General features: G+C 74.8%; 9 protein-coding genes. 6 read left to right on the forward strand and 3 right to left on the reverse strand.

What is annotated here, in order from left to right; translation table 11 throughout:
• Positions 1-59: 59 nt before the first annotated feature.
• From HB370_RS25795 to HB370_RS25805, 3 genes are read left to right on the forward strand one after another with little or no spacing between them, the layout of a single operon-like run.
• Entirely contained in the window at positions 60-1367 is a 1308-nt protein-coding gene (locus HB370_RS25795; protein WP_106980604.1) for a cation:proton antiporter, read from the forward strand.
• Positions 1364-2314, forward strand: a complete 951-nt coding sequence (locus tag HB370_RS25800) for a TauD/TfdA family dioxygenase (RefSeq protein ID WP_030778860.1) — start codon at positions 1364-1366, stop codon at positions 2312-2314. Before HB370_RS25795 ends, HB370_RS25800 begins: the two co-directional genes overlap by 4 nt.
• On the forward strand, positions 2311-3048 hold the full coding sequence (locus HB370_RS25805) for an alpha/beta fold hydrolase (RefSeq protein WP_030778863.1): 738 nt from the start codon (positions 2311-2313) through the stop codon (positions 3046-3048). The genes HB370_RS25800 and HB370_RS25805 overlap by 4 nt, the downstream gene beginning before the upstream one ends.
• Before the next feature lie 104 nt (positions 3049-3152).
• Here the strand turns inward: HB370_RS25805 and HB370_RS25810 are convergent, their stop codons facing one another.
• Complete coding sequence (locus HB370_RS25810; RefSeq protein ID WP_030778865.1) at positions 3153-5624, reverse strand: ABC transporter permease; 2472 nt, start codon at positions 5622-5624, stop codon at positions 3153-3155.
• Positions 5618-6358, reverse strand: a complete 741-nt coding sequence (locus HB370_RS25815; protein WP_030778867.1) for an ABC transporter ATP-binding protein — start codon at positions 6356-6358, stop codon at positions 5618-5620. The genes HB370_RS25810 and HB370_RS25815 overlap by 7 nt, the downstream gene beginning before the upstream one ends.
• A 181-nt stretch (positions 6359-6539) precedes the next feature.
• Here HB370_RS25815 and HB370_RS25820 point away from each other — a divergent pair, with 181 nt between their 5' ends.
• Genes HB370_RS25820 through HB370_RS25830 form a run of 3 tightly spaced genes read left to right on the forward strand, consistent with a single transcriptional unit; the run spans position 6540 to position 8979 of the window.
• On the forward strand, positions 6540-6752 hold the full coding sequence (locus tag HB370_RS25820) for an MbtH family NRPS accessory protein (protein WP_030778869.1): 213 nt from the start codon (positions 6540-6542) through the stop codon (positions 6750-6752).
• Positions 6749-7747, forward strand: a complete 999-nt coding sequence (locus HB370_RS25825) for an ornithine carbamoyltransferase (RefSeq protein WP_051815471.1) — start codon at positions 6749-6751, stop codon at positions 7745-7747. Before HB370_RS25820 ends, HB370_RS25825 begins: the two co-directional genes overlap by 4 nt.
• Entirely contained in the window at positions 7744-8979 is a 1236-nt protein-coding gene (locus HB370_RS25830; protein ID WP_157855547.1) for an MFS transporter, read from the forward strand. The genes HB370_RS25825 and HB370_RS25830 overlap by 4 nt, the downstream gene beginning before the upstream one ends.
• Positions 8980-9853: 874 nt before the next feature.
• On the opposite strand, the gene HB370_RS25835 is transcribed toward HB370_RS25830, so the two are convergent.
• The gene (locus HB370_RS25835; RefSeq protein ID WP_078637417.1) at positions 9854-19294 is read right to left on the reverse strand and encodes a non-ribosomal peptide synthetase; all 9441 of its coding nucleotides are present in this window, start codon (positions 19292-19294) and stop codon (positions 9854-9856) included.
• Between the last annotated feature and the right edge of the window lie 22 nt (positions 19295-19316).

The raw sequence follows: 19316 nt of genomic DNA on the forward strand, positions 1-19316 counted from the left end.
TCGGACGGGTATAGCGGCAATATGGGCGCCTTATCGGATCCGATTCGACGCTCGGCCCCATGGTGATAGCACTCGGCCCCATGGTGACAGCCGCGAATCCGGTGGTGCCGCTTCCGGCGGACCGGCTGCTGACGTTTCTGCTCCAGGCGGGCCTGCTGCTGGGCACCGCGCTGGTGCTCGGCAGGCTGGCCCGGCGGGTGAACCTGCCCGCGATCGCCGGTGAGCTGTGCGCCGGGGTGCTGCTCGGCCCGTCGGTGCTCGGCGCCCTCGGCGTCTGGCACGGGCCCGGCACCGAGCAGATGCACCTGCTCGACGCCACCGGCCAGTTCGGTGTCCTGCTGCTGGTCGGCCTCTCCGGCGCCGAGCTGGACCTGCGGCTGGTGCGCACCCGCGGGGCGACCGCGGCGAAGATCAGCCTCGGCGGGCTGCTCGTGCCGCTCGCCTTCGGGGTGGCGGCGGGCTTCGTGCTGCCGCTGTCGCTGCTGTCGGGCGGCGCGGACCGGACGGTCGTCGCGCTGTTCCTCGGCGTGGCGATGTGCGTGAGCGCGATCCCCGTCATCGCCAAGACGCTGCTGGACATGAACCTGCTGCACCGCAACGTGGGCCAGCTGACCCTGACCGCGGCCGTCATCGACGACGTCTTCGGCTGGCTGATGCTCTCGGTGGTCTCCGCGATGGCCACGACCGGGCTCGGCGCCAGGACGGTGGTGGGCTCGGTGGCCGAGATCGCCGCCGTGCTGCTGGTCGCCGCGTTCGTGCTCCGGCCGGCCGCCCGCGTCGTGCTGCGGCGCGGTCCGGCGATCGCACCGGTGGTGGTCATCGTCCTGCTGGGCGGCGCGGCCACCCAGGCCCTCGGCATCGAGGCCGTGTTCGGCGCGTTCGTCTGCGGGGTCGTGATCGCGTCGGTCAACCCCCGCCCGGAGGCCCTGGCCCCGCTGCGCACGGTCACCCTGACCGTCCTCGCGCCGCTGTTCTTCGCCCTGGCCGGCCTGCGCATGGACCTGACCGCGCTGGCCGACCCCGGGGTCGCCGCGGTGGCCGCCGGCATCCTGCTGCTGGCCGTCGCCGGCAAGTTCCTCGGCGCCTGGATGGGCGCCGCCGCCAGCGGCCTCGGCACCGCGGAGGCACTGGCCTGCGGCGCCGGCATGAACGCCCGCGGTGTCATCGAGGTCATCGTCGCGATGACCGGGCTACGGCTCGGCGTCCTCAACGCCACCGCCTACACCACGATCGTGCTCGTCGCGATCGTCACCTCCCTCATGGCCCCGCCCCTGCTGCGCAGGGCGATGGACCGCGTCGAGCACACCGCCGAGGAGCAGATGCGGCTCACCTGGCCGTCCGTCCCGAAGAAATCGGAGATCCCATGAGCGACCTGCTGCCCCACCTCGTGGAGGGCGGACCCGGCGCCCCGCCGCTGCCGGAGTTCACCGCGCTCCACCGCGACGAGCTGCGGGCCCGGCTGACCCGCCACGGCGCCGTGCTGCTGCGGGGCTTCTCCACCGGCCCCGACCAGCTGCGCGGCGTCGACGACGTGGTCCGCGCCTTCTCCGGCCCGCCGCTGGAGTACGCCGAGCAGTCGTCCCCGCGGACCGCCCTGCACGGCAACATCTACACCTCCACGGACTATCCGCCCGAGGAGGAGATCTTCCTGCACAACGAGAACTCCTACCAGGCGTCCTGGCCGGGCGTGCTGTTCTTCACCTGCGTCGAGCCGCCCCTCACCCGGGGGGCGACCCCGCTCGCCGACACCCGGGAGATATACCGCTCGATCGATCCGGCGGTCCGGGCGGAGTTCGAGGAGCGCGGCTGGATGGTCGTGCGCACCTACCGGCCGCGCTTCGGCGTCGACTGGCGGATCTCCTTCGGCACCGGGGACCGCGACGAGATCGCCCGCCTGTGCGCGGCCCGCGACCTGCGCTGCTCCTGGGCGGACGGCGACGTGCTGCGCACCGAGGGCGTTCGCGGGGCCGTCCACCGGCATCCGGTCACGGGGGAGTCCGTCTGGTTCAACCACATCACCTTCTTCCACAACAGCACCCTCCCGCCGGACGTCCGGGAGGGCCTGCTGGAGCTGTTCGGGGACGACGGCCTGCCGGCCAACAGCTACTACGGCGACGGCGGCACCATCCCCGACGATGTCATCGCCCACCTGCGCGACCGCTACCGCACGGCCTCCCGCAGGTTCGACTGGCGGCGCGGGGACGTGCTCCTGGTCGACAACATGCTGGCGGCGCACGGCCGGGAGCCCTTCACCGGCCCGCGCCGGATAGCCGTGGCCATGGCCGAGCCCGTCGTCCCGGCGGCCGTACGGTGAGCTGGTTCCGTACGTTCCACGCCCGGCCCGAGGCCCGTGTCCGCCTGGTCTGCCTTCCCTACGCAGGCGGCGGCGCGGGCCTCTACCGTGCGCTGGCACAGCAGCTCCCGCCCGGGATCGAGGTCGTGGCCGTGCAGTACCCGGGCCGCCAGGACCGGCGTGCCGAGGCCCCGGTCGAGGACCTGGAGGCGCTGGCCGACCGGATCGCGACCGAGCTGACCGCCCTGGACGGCCCTCCCGTCGCGCTGTTCGGGCACAGCCTGGGCGCCACGGTCGGCTTCGAGGTGGCCCGCCGGATGCTCCCCAGGTTCCCGTCCCCGGTCGTCCGGCTGTTCGTCTCCGCCCGCAAGGCGCCCGCCGACCACCGGCCGGGCGGGCGGGAATTCCGGGCGGACGCCGTGCTGCGGGCCTGGGCCGAGCGCTCGGGCGGGGCGGCCCGGCAGGCCGCGGCCGACCCCGAGCTGTGGCAGCTGGCGGCTCCCTCGCTGGCCGCGGACCTGACGATGTCGGAGACCTACGCGCCCCGCCCCGGCGCCAAGGTGACCTGCCCGGTCACCGCCATCGCCGGCGCCGCCGACCACGGGTGCGGGGTGGCGGAGATGGGCCGCTGGGCGGCGCACACCATCGGCGGCTTCGAGGCCGTCGAGGTGGCGGGCGACCACTACTTCATCGACGATCCGGCCGCCGACCTGTGCGGGATCCTGGCGGGACTCGTCCGCGAGGTCCGGGTCTGAGGAAGCGGACTTCGCGCATCAGCGGGCCGGTTCAGGGCCGGGAAGGCCACGGCAGGCGGAAGGGGCGGGATCCCTGAAGGATCCCGCCCCTTCGACGCGCGGCCCTACTCTCCCTTGCCGGCCAGGTCCAGCAGCCTGCCCCGCAGGAAGAAGCGGGTGGCGACGACCGCGACCGTCACCGCGACGGCCGCGCAGGCGGCGCCCACGGCGATGACGGCCCCCCACGGCACGCTGAACGCGAACCCGCCGGCCAGCTTGGTCAGCGCGGCCCGCTGGCCGGCCACCACCAGCCCGGCCGCGACCGCGCCGAGGATCCCCCCGGCCACCGCCGCGACCGCCGTCTCCGCCGCGACGTACTTCAGCGTGTCGCCGCGGGTGGCGCCGGTCAGGTTGAGGGCCGCCAGCTCCCGGCGCCGGCCGGGGGCCGCCATCACGAGGGTGTTGGCGATCGCGAGCAGCGCGTAGCCCAGCGCGAGCGCGAACACGATCAGGGTCGCGAGCCGGGCCTGCTCCTGCTGGTCGTCACGCACCTCGTCCAGGAACTCGGCCATCGGCGCGACCTCGACCGGCTGGTCGCGCGCCGCCTCGCGCAGCGCCGCGGCGACCGCGGCCCGGTCGCCGCCCCGGCCGACCTCGACGTCGATCCGGGTCGGCTCGCCACCGGCCGCGTGGGCGGCGGAGACATAGCCGGTCTCGCCGAGCACCGAGGGGCCCGTCAGCGCCGCGACCGTCAGGTTCACCGCCGTACCGTCGGGCAGCCCGGCCTTCACCTCGTCCCCGGCCTTGATGCCGAACTCGGCCGCGGTGTCCTCGTCGAGCACCAGCTGCCGGTCGCCGAACCGGTCCAGCGAACCCTCGGTGATCTTCAGGTCCTGGGTGGCGGCCAGCGCCTTCGGATCCACCGCCCAGCTGGACAGGGTGCCGATGTAGCGGTCCTTCGCCCCGGACAGGCGCAGCTCGCCGGGGGTCAGCGCGGCGGCCCGGACACCGGGCAGGGCGAGCACCTTCTCCCGGGTGGCGGCGCCGATGGTCGCGCCGTCGTCGGCGACCATGGTGAAGTCCGCCCTCGCCTGGGCCCGCAGCCCCGCGGCACCGGCGTCACCCGCGGCGACCGGCGCGGTGAGCAGCGCGCCGCCGAGGCCGAGCGCCAGCACGACCGGCGCCGCGACCGAGGCGGTGCGGCGGCCCGCGAACAGCGCGCCCTCCCGCACGATCATGGCGCCGGCGCCCAGCCTGCCCAGCGGCCAGGAGGCGAGGAACAGCACCGGGCGCAGCAGCAGCGGGGTCAGCAGCGCGCAGCCGCCCACGATCAGCACGGGCACCGGGAAGTAGTTCTGCATGCTCATCGCGGTGAGCGGGCTGTCCACCGCCGAGACGCTCCGGTACAGGCCGAGTCCCAGCAGGGCGACGCCGAGCACCAGGCGGACGGGGGTCAGCGCCCGGCGGCTCCCGGTGGCCTCGCGCAGTGCCTCGGCGGGTTTGACCCGGCCCGCCTTCCAGGACACGGCGGCGGTGCCGAGCATCGCGGACAGCAGGCCGGCCGCGAAGGCGATGAGCAGGGGCGGCCAGACGACGTCGATCTCGTACCAGGCCGGGGCGATGTCCTTGTCGACCATGAAGTCCCGCAGCAGCGCGGCGAACCGGGCGCCCACCAGACAGCCCAGCGCGGAGGCGACGGAGGCCAGCAGCAGCGCCTCCAGCAGCACCATCCGCCGCACCTGCCAGGGGGTCGCCCCGATGGTGCGGAACAGGGCGAGTTCACGACGGCGCTGGTCGACCACGAAGGCGAAGGTGGCGATCACCACGAAGACCGCGACGAAGGCCACGATCATCAGCGAGGTGCCCGCCATGCCCTCGGCGTCCCTCAGCTGGTCCCGGCCGCCCTCCTGGTCGGCCTCGGCGAGCAGCCGGGCGTCCCCGGTCAGCACGCTCGCCGGGCCGGCCGCCGAGCGCACCCGGTCGAGCGGGCCGTAGGCCACCACGGCCCGGACACCGGGCGCGAGCCTCCTGGCCTCGGCGTCGGTGAAGAACACGGCATCCTCGAACCAGACCAGATCCGTGACCCCCACGACCCGGTAGCCGGCGAAGGTGCCGCCCACGGCGACCTCGACCCGCTTGCCGACCAGGGCGGCGTCGCCGCCACCGACCACGATCTCGTCGGCGGCCCGCGGCGCCCGGCCGGAAGCGAGCCGGTACGGGGTGAAGGCGGCCGTCGACCACGGATGGCCGACCTGGTCGCCGGGTCCGCCGGGCAGCCGGGCGGAGAACGAACGGTCCTCGACCGTCCGGCCGGTGGCGGCCAGCGCGCTCACGGTCCGCGCGGGCAGGTCGCCCGGGCGGGCGATCGGGAACTCCCGGGGATCGCCGTCGTCGTCGGTCAGCTTGTAGGTGACGGGCTGGGTCACGACGGCGGGGGCCGCGGCATACCGCTGCGGCCCCGACAGATCGGTGGTCCCCACGGCCCACAGGGCGAGGGTCATCATCGCGATGATGCCGACCCCCAGCGCCAGCGCGAGGAACGCGCCCGCGAACGAGACGGCACGGGCTCGCACGGTCGCGAGCGCAAGCCTCACCATGACTGCTCCAGTTTCGTGATCCGCGCCGCGGCCAGTTCGGGGGTGGGGGATTCCAGCACGCCCGCCGGGCGGCCGTCGGCCAGGAAGACGATCTGGTCGGCGTAGGAGGCGGCGACCGGGTCATGGGTGACCATGATGATGGTCTGCCCGGTGGTGTCGACCAGTTCGCGCAGCAACTGCATCACCTGCCGGGAGGACTTGGAGTCCAGCGCCCCGGTCGGCTCGTCGGCGAACAGCACCTTCGGCCCGGTCAGCAGCGCCCGCGCGAGCGCGACCCGCTGCTGCTGGCCGCCGGACAGTTCGCCGGGGCGGTGCTGCTTGCGCTCGCCCAGCCCCAGCCGGTCCAGCGCGGCGTCCACCGCCTTGCGGGCGGGTTTCTTCCCCGCGAGCATCAGCGGCAGCGCCACGTTCTGCCGCGCGGTCAGCGACGGAATGAGGTTGAACGTCTGGAAGACGAAGCCCACATGCTGTCGTCTCAGCCTGGTCAGCGCGGCCTCGCCCAGCCCGCGCAGCCGGGTGCCGGCCAGCGTGACCTCCCCGGAGTCGACCCGGTCGATGCCGGCCGCGCACTGCAACATGGTCGACTTGCCGGAGCCCGAGGGTCCCATCACCGCGGTGAAGACCCCTTCGGGAAAGTCCAGCGTCACCTCGTCGAGGGCGATGACCCGGTTGTCCCGCTTGCCGAATCCTCTGCTCACGGACTCAAGCCGCACCATCGCCGTTCCCGTATCCATGTCCGGAACGGTAGGGGCGCCATCTATATCCGTCCCATACGTGCGGACCGGTCGGCCGGATCCGGCCGACCGCACCGCCGCGGCCTCGGTGTATCTGGCGAATATGGCTCGGCTATGGCCGGTTCCCGAAGCTCGGGAGGGTCCGTGTCTGCACGGGTCCCTTGTTCACCGGAGGTGGGAAATGCACGCTGAGGAAGCCGACGACCGCCGCTATCTCGTGGTGCTCAACGACGAGGAGCAGTACTCGATCTGGTGGGCCGACCGGGCTCTGCCGGCCGGCTGGCACCCGGAGGGCACCGAGGGCGGCAAGGACGAATGCCTGGCCCACATCGGAAAGATCTGGACCGACCTGCGGCCGGCGAGCCTGCGCCGCCGGATGGCCGCGGCCCGATGAGCGGCGCCCGCAGGCTGGTGTCGCTGGAGGACCTCGGCGACGGTGACCTGGAGCGGATCGTGCGCCGGGGCGTCTCCCACTCCGCGGGCACCTCCGTCCACCACGAGCCGCTGGCCGGCCAGGTGGTCGGCATCTACTTCGGGATGACCTCGACCAGGACCAGGACCGCGTTCTGGTCCTCGGCGCTCCGGCTCGGCGCCCACGTCATCACCTTCGGCCCGTCGGACCTCCAGACCAACACCGGCGAGGCGTCCTCGGACACCGGGCGGGTGCTGTCGGGCATGCTCGACCTGCTCGTCGCCCGCACCGGCCGGCCCACCGGGGAACTGGCGGACTGGGCCGGGCAGCACCGGATGCCGGTGGTCAACGCCATGACCGAGGAGGAACACCCGACCCAGGCGCTCGCCGACCTCACCACCCTGCGGCGCCACTTCGGCTCCCTCGAGGGACTGCGGGTGCTCTACGTCGGCGAGGGCAACAACACCGCCTCGGCGCTGGCGCTCGCCCTGGGCCGCACCCCCGGCGTGGAACTCCAGCTGCGCACCCCGCCCGGCTACGGGCTCGACCCGCGCCTGCTGGAACTCGCCCAGGGACACGCCCGGCGGTGCGGGGCCCATGTCGCCGAGAGCCACCGGATGGAGCCCGCGCCCCGCGGCTTCGACGTCGTCTACACCACGCGCTGGCAGACCACCGGCACCACCAAGCCCGACCCGGACTGGCGGCGGACCTTCCAACCGTTCCAGGTCACCCGGGAGCTGTGGCGGGGCAGCCCGGAGGCGGTGTTCATGCACGACCTGCCCGCCCACCGGGGCGAGGAGGTCACCGCGGACGTGCTGGACGGCCCGATGAGCATCGCCTTCCAGCAGGCCGAGAACAAGATGCACAGCGCCATGGCGGTCCTGGAATGGTGCCACGGCGCCCCCATGGAGGACCGGGTGGCGGGCGCGGCCCTCGGGGAGGGCCGTACCGGGAGCGAAAAGGCATCCCTGTGGTGACCGGGATCAGTCCCAGCGGCGCGTCGGCCAAGGCCGGCGCGCCGCCGCCGTTGCGGCGCAACCGGGACTTCCTGCTGCTGTGGACCGGTGCGGGCGCCACCCAGCTCGGCGCCCGCACCGGGGTCATCGCCTACCCGCTGCTCGTGCTGTGGGGCGACGGCACGGCCGCCGACGCCGGGCTGGTCGCGTTCGCCGGCCTGCTGCCCATGCTGGTGCTCCAGCTGCCAGCCGGGGTGCTGGTCGACCGCTGGGACCGGCGCCGCCTGATGCTGGTCTGCAACGTGATCGGTCTGGCGGCGATGGCCAGTGTGGTGGCCGTGGTCCTGGCCGGCCGGGTCTGGCTGCCGCACATCCTCGCGGTCGCCTTCGTGGACGGCGCGGCGACGATCTTCTACCAGCTGGCCGAGCGCACCGCGGTCCGCAATGTGGTGCACCCCGACCGGCTGTCCTCCGCGCTCGCCCAGAACGAGGCGCGGGGACGGGCGGCGGGCCTGCTCGGGCAGCCGGTCGGCGGTGCCGCGTTCTCGGTCGCGGGCTGGCTGCCGTTCGGGGTGGTCGCGGCCGGGCACCTGCTGTCCCTCGTCAACCTCAGCCTGGTCAGGGCGCCCTTCCAGGAGGAACGCGGGCCGGGCGAGCGGGACTGGAAGGCGGAGGTGCGCCAGGGCCTGTCGTGGCTGTGGGGCCAGCGGTTCCTGCGCGCGGCGATCTGCGTGGTCGCGGTCACCAACCTGCTGTTCCAGATCGTCAACATGGCCCCGCTCGTGGTCATCCGGGACCACGGCGGCTCGGCGGCCCAGGTCGGGCTGATCGGGCTGGTCTCCGGGCTCGGCGGGGTGGCCGGCGCGCTCTCGGCCGGCAAGCTGCTGACCGGGATCCGGCTGCCGAACATCCTGCTCGGCACCCTGCTGAGCTGGACGGTCCTGGTCCCCGCGGTGGCCCTGACCACGCAGTACGGGGCCCTGCTGGCGCTGTACGCGGCGATGTCCTTCACGGGCGCGGCGCTCAACGTCGGCGCCGGCGCGTACATGGCGCACCTGGTCCCCGACGAGATCCACGGCAAGGCGATGAGCGCGGTCATGCTGGCCTCCTGGGGCGCCAACTCCCTGGGCGCGCTGGCCGCGGGCTTCCTGCTGGCCGCCTTCGGCACCACCACCGTCCTGCTCGGCGTCGCCGCGGCCATGCTCGTGTGCACCGTCACGGCCGCCGCCAGCCCGGCGATCCGCAACCCCTGAGCGAAGCCGCACCACCCCACCGACGAGGCTCCCCACCCGGCGACCGGGCGGGGAGCCTCGACTGTCGGCCACCTGCACGAGCCACCCGGACCCCGCCTGTACGGGAACCCGGCCAGCCACTCCCGCACGCGAGAAGCCCCAACAGCCGAAGCCCACCCACGAGAACCCACCGCTCGCGGCTCGCGCATGGGAGTCCGCCGGTTGTGGCCCGCGCGCGGGGTCTGTCGGTTGTGGTCGGCGCATGGGATTCGCCGGTTGCGGCTCGCGCACGGGGGTCCGCCGGTTGTGGTCTGCGCGCGGGGTTTGTTGGTTGTGGTCGGCGCATGGGATTCGCCGGTTGCGGCTCGCGCATGGGAGTCCGCCGGTTGTGGTCTGCGCGCGGGGTCTGTCGGTTGCGGCCGGCGCATGAGAACTCGTCGGTTGTGGTCTGCGCGCGGGGTTTGTTGGTCGTGGTCGGCGCATGGGACCCGCCGGTCGCGGCTCGCGCACGGGGGTCCACCGGTTGTGGCCCGCACGGGGGGCTGTTGGTGGCGGCCCGCGCGCGGGGTCTGTCGGTTGCGGCCGGCGCATGAGAACCCGCCGGTCGCGGCCCGCGCTCGGCAGTTGTCGGCGCAGCCCGTACACGGTTCCGTCAGTTGCGGCCGGCGCATGAGACCCCGTCGGTCGCGGCACGCGCACAAGAACCCCCGGTCGCGGCCCCCACGCGGGAGTCCGCCGGTCGCTGCCCTCACCCGGTGCGTCAACGCATGGGAACCCTCCGGTCGCCGCCCGAACGCGCGGCTCCGTCGGACCGGTCCCCGCTCACGGTGAAGGCTCTCCTCCCCGGCCGGGGAGGAGAGCCTTCACCGTGGAACCCGCGCGCCCCGCGGAGCGGTTACGCGAGTGCGGTGCTCAGGCGTGCCGCCGTCCGGTGTTCGAACACCTCGCGGACCGAGACGCGTACGCCCGCGCGGCGCAGTTCCTCGGTTGCCCGGAAGGCCCGGACGGAGTCGCCGCCGAGGTCGAAGAAGTCGTCCTCGACCCCGACCTCGTCCACCGGGAGCACCGACCGCCAGACGGCCACGACCCGTTCCTCCAGCGGGGTCCGGGGCGCGACCGGCGCGGCCCGGACGTACGCCTCGGGCCCCGGCAGGGGCAGCCCGCGCGGGTCGGTCTTGCCGGCGACCGTGCGGGGAAGCGCGTCCAGCAGCACGTACGCGACCGGGATCATCGGCTCGGGCAGCACCCGGGCCAGCGCCCCGCGCAGCCCGGCCGGTCCGGTGCCGGCTCCCACCGCGTAGGCCACCAGCCCGCCACCGGCCACCGTCACGGCCGCGTCGGTGACCAGCCCGGTGGCCAGCAGGGCGGCGCGGACCTCGCCGGGCTCCACCCGGTGGCCGCGGATCTTCACCTGGTCGTCGAGCCGGCCCAGGAACTCCAGGGAGCCGTCGGCCAGCCGGCGGACCCGGTCGCCGGTGCGGAACCGGCGGGCCCCGGGCCCGCCCGCCGGGTCGGGCACGAACCGCGCGGCCGTGCCCCCGGGATCACCCAGGTAGCCGAGGGCCACACCCGCACCGCCGATGTACAGCTCGCCCGGGACCCCGTCCGGGACCGGGTGCCCCGCCGCATCCAGCGGCTCGGCGTGCACGCCCGGCAGGGGCCGGCCGATCACGCTCCGGCCGGTACGGGCGAGGTCGTCGGCGGTGATCCGGTGCGCCGTCGCGTAGATGGCGGTCTCCGTCGGGCCGTACATGTTGACGAGGGCCGTACGTCCCAGCCGCGCCGCCCACGGGGCGAGTTCCGCGAAGCGCACCTTCTCCCCGGCCAGCACCACCGCCCGCAGCCCGGGGTCGGCGCCCCGCGCGACCAGCTCGGTCAGCCCCCGGAAGGCCGTCGGCGTCTGGCAGAGCACGGTCACACCGTGCCCGTCGATCAGGCCGAGCAGTTCGCGCGGTGAGCGGGCGGTCTCCCGGTCCGGGACGACCAGCGTGCCGCCCGAGAGCAGGGCGCCGAAGATCTCGAAGACCGACACGTCGAACGCCGGGGAGTGGGTCAGCGCCCACACCTCGCCCTCGGCCACGCCGATCCGCTCCAGCGCGGCCAGGACGACGGAGGCCGCCTGCGTGTGGGTCACCGCTACACCCCTGGGCCGTCCCGTCGAACCGGAGGTGTGGATCACGTACGCCAGGTCGCCGGCCGGTTCCGGGACGGCCGGCGGACGCCCGCTGCCCTCGGGTGAGGGGGAAACGGAGTCGAGTCCCGGCAGGGCGAGCCCCGGCCCGGTCACCGCGATCCGGGCGCCCGCGTCGGCCGCGTACCCGGCGAGCCGCGCGGCCGGCAGGGCGGGGTCGAGCGGCAGGTAGGCGGCGCCCGACCTGAGCACGCCCAGCAGCGCCACGACGAGGTCGGCGGAGCGCTCGACGTGCACGCCGACCCGGTCGCCGGGGCGGACCCCGCGCCCGGCCAGCCGCGCGGCCAGGTCGTCCGCGCGCCGGTCCAGCTCCGCGTACGACAGGGTGACCGGGCCGGACACCACCGCGGGCCGGTCCGGCATGCGGGCCGCCCGGTGCCGGACCAGTTCGTGCAGCCGGCCCCGGACCGGGACGGCCGGTTCGCGCCCGGCGGCCGGGCCGGGCAGGACCGGGCCGCGGGCATCGCCCTCCGGGTCGCGGGCCATGGCCTCCAGCACGGTGCGCAGCATCCGCCCGACGCGTTCGGCCTCGGCCCGGGACACGGCACGCGGGTCGTGACTCAGCCCCAGCCGGTCCGGCCGGGCGATCACATTGAGCCCGAACTCGGTGCGCAGACTGCCGCCCAGCCCGGCCGCGACATCGACCAGTCCGGTGTCCACCTGGTGGAAGTCCACGAAGTTGAAGATGGTGTCGATCAGCCGGCCGGCGCTCCAGCCGCGCTGGAGGGCCGACATCGGGTAGCGGCGGTGCGGCCAGAGCTCCACCTCGCGCCGGAACACCGACCGCACCAGGTCCCGCCAGGTCGCCGCCGCCCGGTCCACCGGGAACGGCACCGTGTTCAGGTACATGCCGTGCACCCGGTCGGCGCCGATCCGCTCCGGCCGGGTGTCGCACACCAGCCCCACATGGACGTCGCGTTCGTCGGTGAGCGCCCCCATGACCTTGACGAACGCGGCCAGCAGCACGCTCTTCACGGAGGCCTCGGCGCGCGCGGCGAGCTCCCGCAGCGCGGGCTGGAGGTCCGTGAGTTCCACGACCACGTCGGCCGTGTCCGCCGGTTCGGCGCCGCCGCCTCCCCAGCTGTCGGGGAAGGCGAAGGGGACCCGGCCCGCCAGGACGCCCGCCCAGTAGGCGCGGTCCTCCGCCGAGGCGAGCGAGGCCAGTTCCTCGGCGACGAAGTCGGCGAACCGGACGGCCGGCGGCCGGTGCGGTTCCGGCTCCAGCCCGTCCCTGAGCCGGCGGTAGCAGCCGAGCAGCTCCATCAGCAGCTGGTGGTAGGTCCATCCCTCGGTGATCAGGTGCGCCTGGGTGAAGACGACCGTCCAGTGGCCGTCCGGTTCCAGCAGCACGGTCATCCGCATCAGCGGCGCCCGCGCCAGGTCGAACAGGTCACCCTGTCCGGCCATCGCGCGGACGGCGGCCCGTACGTCGGCCGGGGTGCCGTCCCTGAGGTCGCGGACCTCGACCGGGATGCGCGCGCTGTCGTGGACGAGCTGCATCGGCACGGAGTACCCGGTCAGCCGCACCGAGGTCCGCAGCATCTCGTGCCGTGCCGTCAGCGCGTCCACGGCCCGGCGGAACGCCCCGGCGTCGAAGGGCGGTTCGTCCTTGATCCGGAAGGAGGTGACGTCGTGATAGCTGTCGCGGCCGTCGCCGGACAGCATCTCCACGGCCATGCCGATCTGGTTCTGCGCCAGCGGATAGGCGTCGGCGAGCCCGTCGGGCAGCAGCGGCCGGTCCTCCTCGGGCACCAGCGCGAACGGCGCCACGACCCGCTGGGCGGCGGCGTCCAGCAGCGGCCGGCGCTCCAGTTCCGCGCAGAGCGCGGCGACGGTGCGCAGCTGGAAGATGTCCCGCACGGTCACGTCCAGGCCCTCGGCGCGCAGCACGCCCGCCACGGTGACGGCCCGGATGGAGTCGCCACCGAGGTCGAAGAAGGCGTTGTCCACCCCCACCCGGTCCACCGGCAGCGCGTCGAGCCAGGCCGCGGCCACCCGCCGCTCCAGGGCGGTGCGGGGCTCCACGTGGGCGGCCCGGGCGAACGCCGACGACCCCGGATCGGGCAGAGCCTTGCGGTCCACCTTCCCGTTCGGGGTGAGCGGGATCCGCTCCAGCGCGACGAACGCGGCCGGGATCATGTAGTCGGGCAGGGTGGGGGCCAGCGCGGCCCGCAGCGCCGCCGGGTCGGCCTCCCCGGCCTCCCCGGCCACCACGTATCCCACCGGCTGCCCGCCCCGGACGGCCACGACGGCCTGCCGGACCAGCCCGGTCGCGGTGAGCGCGGCCTCGATCTCGCCCAGCTCCACCCGGTGCCCGCGGATCTTCACCTGGTCGTCGGCCCGGCCGAGGTACTCCAGGCTGCCGTCCGCCCGCCAGCGGGCCAGGTCACCGGTGCGGTAGAGCCGGTCGCCGGGCCGCCCGCCGAACGGGTCGGGGACGAAGCGCTCGGCGGTCAGCGCGGGCCGGCCGCCGTAGCCCCGGGCGACCCCGGCGCCGCCCGCGTACAGCTCGCCCGTGACCCCGGCCGGGAGCAGCCGCAGCTCCTCGTCGAGGACGTACAGCTCGGTGTTGCGGACCACCGTGCCGATGGGCACCCGCTGGGCCGGAGCGCTGTCGGGCGTGAGGATCGCGTGGGTGATGTCGTCGGAGCACTCGGTGGGGCCGTAGGCGTTCACCAGCGGGATGCCGGGGAAGCGCCGGAACCAGCGCGCGCACAGCTCGGGCGGCAGTTCCTCACCGGTGACCACCAGCCACCGGAGAGTCTCCAGCCGGGGCGCGCCGGTGCCCAGGTCCCACAGGTCGAGGGCGGCGCGCAGCAGGGACGGGACGACCTCCAGCACGGTCACGGACTCGGCGTCCACCAGGCCGAACAGCGCCTTCGGGTCGAGCGCCACCGAGCGGCCGGCCACCCGGGTGCGGCCCCCGGTGACCAGGCCCGCGAGCATCTGCCACACGGAGATGTCGAAGCCCTGCGAGGCGTTCTGCACGATCGTGTCGGCGGCGGTCAGACCGAGGTCCTCCACCTTGGCGAGCAGGTGGTTGCCCATGCCGCGCCGGTGCACCAGCACGCCTTTGGGCAGTCCGGTGGAGCCGGAGGTGTAGATGACGTAGGCCAGGTTCTCCGGGTCCGCCGGGCGGTCGGCCGGCGCGCCGGGTGCCGCTTCGGGGCCGTCCGGGCCCAGCACGGTGCCGGCGCGCAGGCCGTCCGGGGCGCCGGGGCCGGTCACCAGCAGACGGGCACCGGCGTCGCAGAGCATGTAGGCGAGGCGGTCCGCCGGCAGCTCCGGGTCGAGCGGCAGATAGGCCGCGCCCGCCCGGAGCACCGCCAGCACCGCGACGACCAGCTCGGCGGAGCGGTCCATGCACAGGCCCACGACGGCGTCCGGGCCCGCGCCCTCGGCGGTCAGCCGACGGGCCAGCCGGCCCGAACGCTCCTGGAGCTCCCGGTAGGTGAGCGTGCCCGTGGCATCGGTCAGGGCGGGCGCGTCCGGTGTCTCGCGCGCGATCGCGGCGACCGCCCCGGGCACGTCCAGGGTGAGCGGGGTGCGGGCGTTCGCGGTCCACGCGGCCAGCTGCTCGCGCTCGCCCTCGGGCAGCCGGACGGCCCGCGCGTCGCCGTCCGGACCGGCGGCCATCGACTCCAGCACCGCGCGGAACATCCCGGCGACCCGGTCGGCGTTGCGCTCGTCCACGAAGCGGGGGTCGGCGGTCACCCAGATGTGGCCGGCCCGGGAGGAGACGGTCAGCGGGAACTCGGTCGGGCTGTCGTCGGTCCCGGCCATGTCGATCAGATCGGTGTCGACCTGCCGGAAGTCCTGGTAGTTGAAGTACACGTGGACCAGGCGCTGCCGTCCGGGCACGTCCCGCTGGATCTCCGCGAGCGGGAACCGGCGGTGCGGCCACAGCTCCACCTCGCGCTCGAAGGTACGGCGGACCAGGTCCCGCCAGGTCGCCGCGGACCGGTCGACGGGGAACGGGAGCGTGTTGAGGTACATGCCGTAGACCCGGTCGGCGCCTGCCGTCTCCGGGCGGGCGTCGCAGATCAGCCCGGTGTGGAAGGCCGCCTCGTCGGTGAGCTGGCTCATCACCTTGGTGTAGGCGGCGACCATCACGCTCTTGAGCGAGGCGTCGGCCGCCGAGGCGAGCGCGCGCAGCCCGTCCTCCAGGTGGGACCAGGGCGTACGGCGGACCAGGTACCGCGAGCCGGTGGGCAGCGCCGGGTCGCCCCAGCCGGCGGGCACCCGCATCGGCGCGTGACCGCTGGTGATCCCCTTCCAGTAGGCGCGGTCCGCGGCCGAGTCCACGGAGGCCAGTTCGGCCGCGACGAAGTCGGCGAACCGGACGGCCGGCCGCTCGAACGGCTCGGGTACGAGACCGTCCCGGAGCCGGTCGTACAGCCCGAGCAGCTCCATGATCAGGGTGTGGTGGCCCCAGCCCTCCAGGATCGGGTGGCATTCGGTGACGGACAGCCAGTAGCCGCCGTCACCGGTCACATGGACGAAGACCCGCATCAGGGTGGGCGTGCCCAGGTCGAACAGGTCGGCGCGGTCCCGCGCCGCGTACTCGGCGAGGACCCGCTGCACCTCCTCGTCCGGGAGCGGGCCCAGCTCCTCCATGCCGACCGGCATCACCGCCTCGGCGTGCACGACCTGCATCGGCGCCGAGTAGCCGGACAGGTGCAGCGAGGTGCGCAGGATCTCGTGCCGCGCCACCGCGATCCGGGCCGCCTCCCGCCAGGCCGGGAGCGAGAACGGCTTCGGGTCCTTGATCCGGAAGGAGGTGACGTTGTGGTAGCTGTTCTGCTCGTCGGCGAGCATCTCCACCAGCATGCCGATCTGGTTCTGCGACAGCGGATAGGCGTCGACGGCGCCTTCGGGCAGCCGCGCCCGGTCCTCCCCGGTGATCAGCGCGAACGGGGCGACGCCCGGCTCCTGTCCGGCCAGCACCGGGCGGGCGGCCACCAGTTCGCACAGTGTGGCGACGGTGTGGTGGGCGAACACGTCCCGGACCGACACGTCCAGACCCGCCTCCCGCAACGCGCCGACCAGCGCGACCGCCCGGATGGAGTCCCCGCCGAGGTCGAAGAAGCTGTCGTGCACGCCGACCGCCCCGCCCGGCAGGACCCGCGCCCAGACCGCGGCGACCCGCTCCTCCAGCGGGGTGCGCGGGGCCGTCCCGGCCGCCTCCCGCGCCGGACCGGGGGCGGGCAGGGCCGCGACGTCCAGCTTGCCGACCGGGGTGAGCGGGATCCGCTCCAGCGCCGTGAACGTGCCGGGGATCATGTGCTCGGGCAGGGTCAGCGACAGCCGGTCGCGCAGCGCGCCCGGGTCCGGGGCGTCCCCCTCGGGCACGTAGTACGCGGCGAGCCTGCCGTCCACGGCCAGCACCCGCGCCTCGGTGACCGACGGGTGCCCGGCCAGCGCGGCCTCCACCTCGGCCGGTTCGACCCGGTACCCGCGGATCTTCAGCTGCCGGTCGGCGCGGCCGGCGAACTCCACGGTGCCGTCCGCGAGGACCCGGCCGAGGTCGCCGGTGCGGTACAGACGGGAGCCGGGCTCCCCGAAGGGGTCGGGCAGGAACTTCCCGGCGGTCGCCGCCGGCCGTCCCGCGTAGCCCCGGGCCACGCCCGCGCCGCCGACGCAGACCTCCCCGACGACCCCGGGCGGGACCGGGCGGAGGGTCTCGTCGAGCACGTACATGGTGGTGCCCGGGATGGGCAGCCCGATCGGGACGACCTCCCGCTGCGCGCCGGCCACCGGATGCGCGGAGTTGCCGACGGTGATCTCGGTGGGACCGTACTCGTTGATCAGACGGCCCGCGCCCAGCAGGGCGTCCCAGCGTTCCGCGGTCGGGCCGAGCAGGGCGTCCCCGCCGGTGACGACGGTACGGGCGAGACCGTCGACGGCGTCGTCGGCGAGCTGGTGGCCGAGCAGTTCCAGATGGCCCGGGGTGAGCTTGACGAACGCGTACGGCGCGCCCCGGGCCAGCAGGGCGCCCAGGTCGGCGAGGTCGAGGTCCTGCGGGAGCATGTGCACCGGCAGCCCGGCGAGCAGCGGGCCGAACAGCACCGGGACGACGACGTCGGAGGCGACCGTGGAGAACAGCGGGGCACCGCCCGCCCGGGCGTCTCCGATGTACTCGGCCAGCACCCAGTCGAGGTGCACGGCCAGCGACGCGTGCGAGATCTGCACGCCCTTGGGGCGGCCGGTGGAGCCCGAGGTGTGGATGATGTACGCCAGCGCGTCCGGGTCGGGCAGCACACGGGGGCCGGGGGCGTCCTCGGGATCGGCCTCGTCCACGACGACGATCTCCCCGGGGAAGACCTCGGCGAGGCGGCCGGCCCGGGCCCGGTCGGTGAGGACGGTCCCGGCGCCCGCGTCGGCGAGCAGCGCCGCCCAGCGCTCCGCGGGGAACTCCGGGTCCAGCGGGACGTAGCCGCCGCCCGCCCGCCAGGTGCCGAGCAGGGCGGCGAGCAGGTCGGGGCCGCGGTCCAGCAGCACGCCGACGACCGACTCCACCGCCACACCGCGCCGGGCCAGACGGCCGGCGAGGATCCCGGCGCGCTCGTCCAGGGCCCGGAAGGACACGGTGCCGCCCGCGCCGGTGACGGCGGGGGCGTCCGGGCCGGCCGCGACCCGCTCGGCGAACCGTTCCGGCACGGACCGGTACGGGGCGGCGGGCGCGCCCCGGCCCGCGGCGAGGAACCGGTCCCGCTCGGCGTCGTCCAGGATCTCCACGGCGGACAGCGGGCGTCCGGGGGCGGAGGTGAGCCCGTCCAGCAGCCGTACGAGGTGGCGGCCCATCCGGGCGACGGTGTCGTGGTCGAACAGGTCGGTGGCGTAGATCAGCCGGCCGGTGAGGCCGCCCGCGCGGGAGTCGCGCACCTGCAGTTCGAGGTCGCAGCGGGCCACGCCGCCGTCGGCGAGGAAGGGCTCGACCGCGACGCCGGGCAGCTCGAACCGGGCGCCGCCGCCCTCGTGCAGGGTGAACACCGCCTGGTAGAGCGGGGTACGGGACAGGTCCCGCTCGGGCTCCACCTCGGCGACGACCCTGGCGAAGGGAACGGCCTGGTGGTCGTACGCGTCCAGGCTGGTGCGCTTCACCCGGTCGACCAGACCGGCGAAGGAGTCGTCGGCGGCCCAGTCCGTCCTCAGCACCAGGGTGTTGACGCCGTAGCCGAGCATGCCCTGCAACTCCGGCCGGCTCCGCCCGGAGACGACGGTGCCGACCGCCACGTCCCGGCGGCCGGTGTAGCGGCCGAGCAGCACCTGGTAGGCGGCGAGCAGCACGGTGAAGACCGTGGTGTCCCGCTCGTCGGCGACGGACCTGACCCGCTCGGCCAGTCCCTCCGGGAAGTCCAGGGCGACCTCGGCGCCCCCGTGGCCGCGCACCGCCGGACGCGGCCGGTCGAAGGGCAGCTCCAGCGGCTCCACGCCGGTCAGCCGGGACTTCCAGTGGGCGAGCTGCCGGGCGAACCGGTCACCGGAGGCCTGCCCCCGCTGCCAGGCGGCGAAGTCGGCGTACTGGAGCGCGGGCGCGGGCAGCGGCAGCTCCCGGCCCTCGGCGAAGGCCGCGTAGGCGGTCGCCAGCTCGCCGACCAGGATGCCGGTCGACCAGGCGTCGCAGGCTATGTGGTGGGAGACCAGCAGCAGCACGTGGTCGTCGTCCGCGATCCGGACCAGCAGGGCCCGCGTCGGCCAGTCGCGCGCCAGGTCGAAGGCGCGCGCGCACGCGTCCTCCACCACCTCCCGGGCCCGCTCCTCGCCGTCCGCCCCGGCGACGGCGAGCGTGCCCGCCCGGGGCGGGTCGACGACCTGCTCGGGCTCGGTGCCGTCCAGTACGTGCCGGGTGCGCAGGATCTCGTGCCGCTCGGTCATCGCGTCCCAGGCCCGCCCGAGCGCACCCGCGTCGAGCGGCCCGCGCAGCCGGAACGAGACCGGGACCAGATACTCGGTGCTGCCCGGATCGAGCCGGCTGAGGAACCACATCTGCTCCTGGCCGAACGAGAGCGGCAGCGCGCCCGAGCGATCGGCCGGCTCGATGACCGCCCGCGCGCGCCGCCCCCCTCCGGCCAGCCGCTGCCGCAGCAGCTCGGCGCGCACCTCGTCGGCGGGCGGCGCCATCACGGATTCTCTCGGGGTCATCTCGGCCTCTTCCAGTCATGGA

This window comes from Streptomyces sp. DSM 40868 (assembly GCF_011820545.1).
GTDB lineage: Bacteria > Actinomycetota > Actinomycetes > Streptomycetales > Streptomycetaceae > Streptomyces > Streptomyces eurythermus.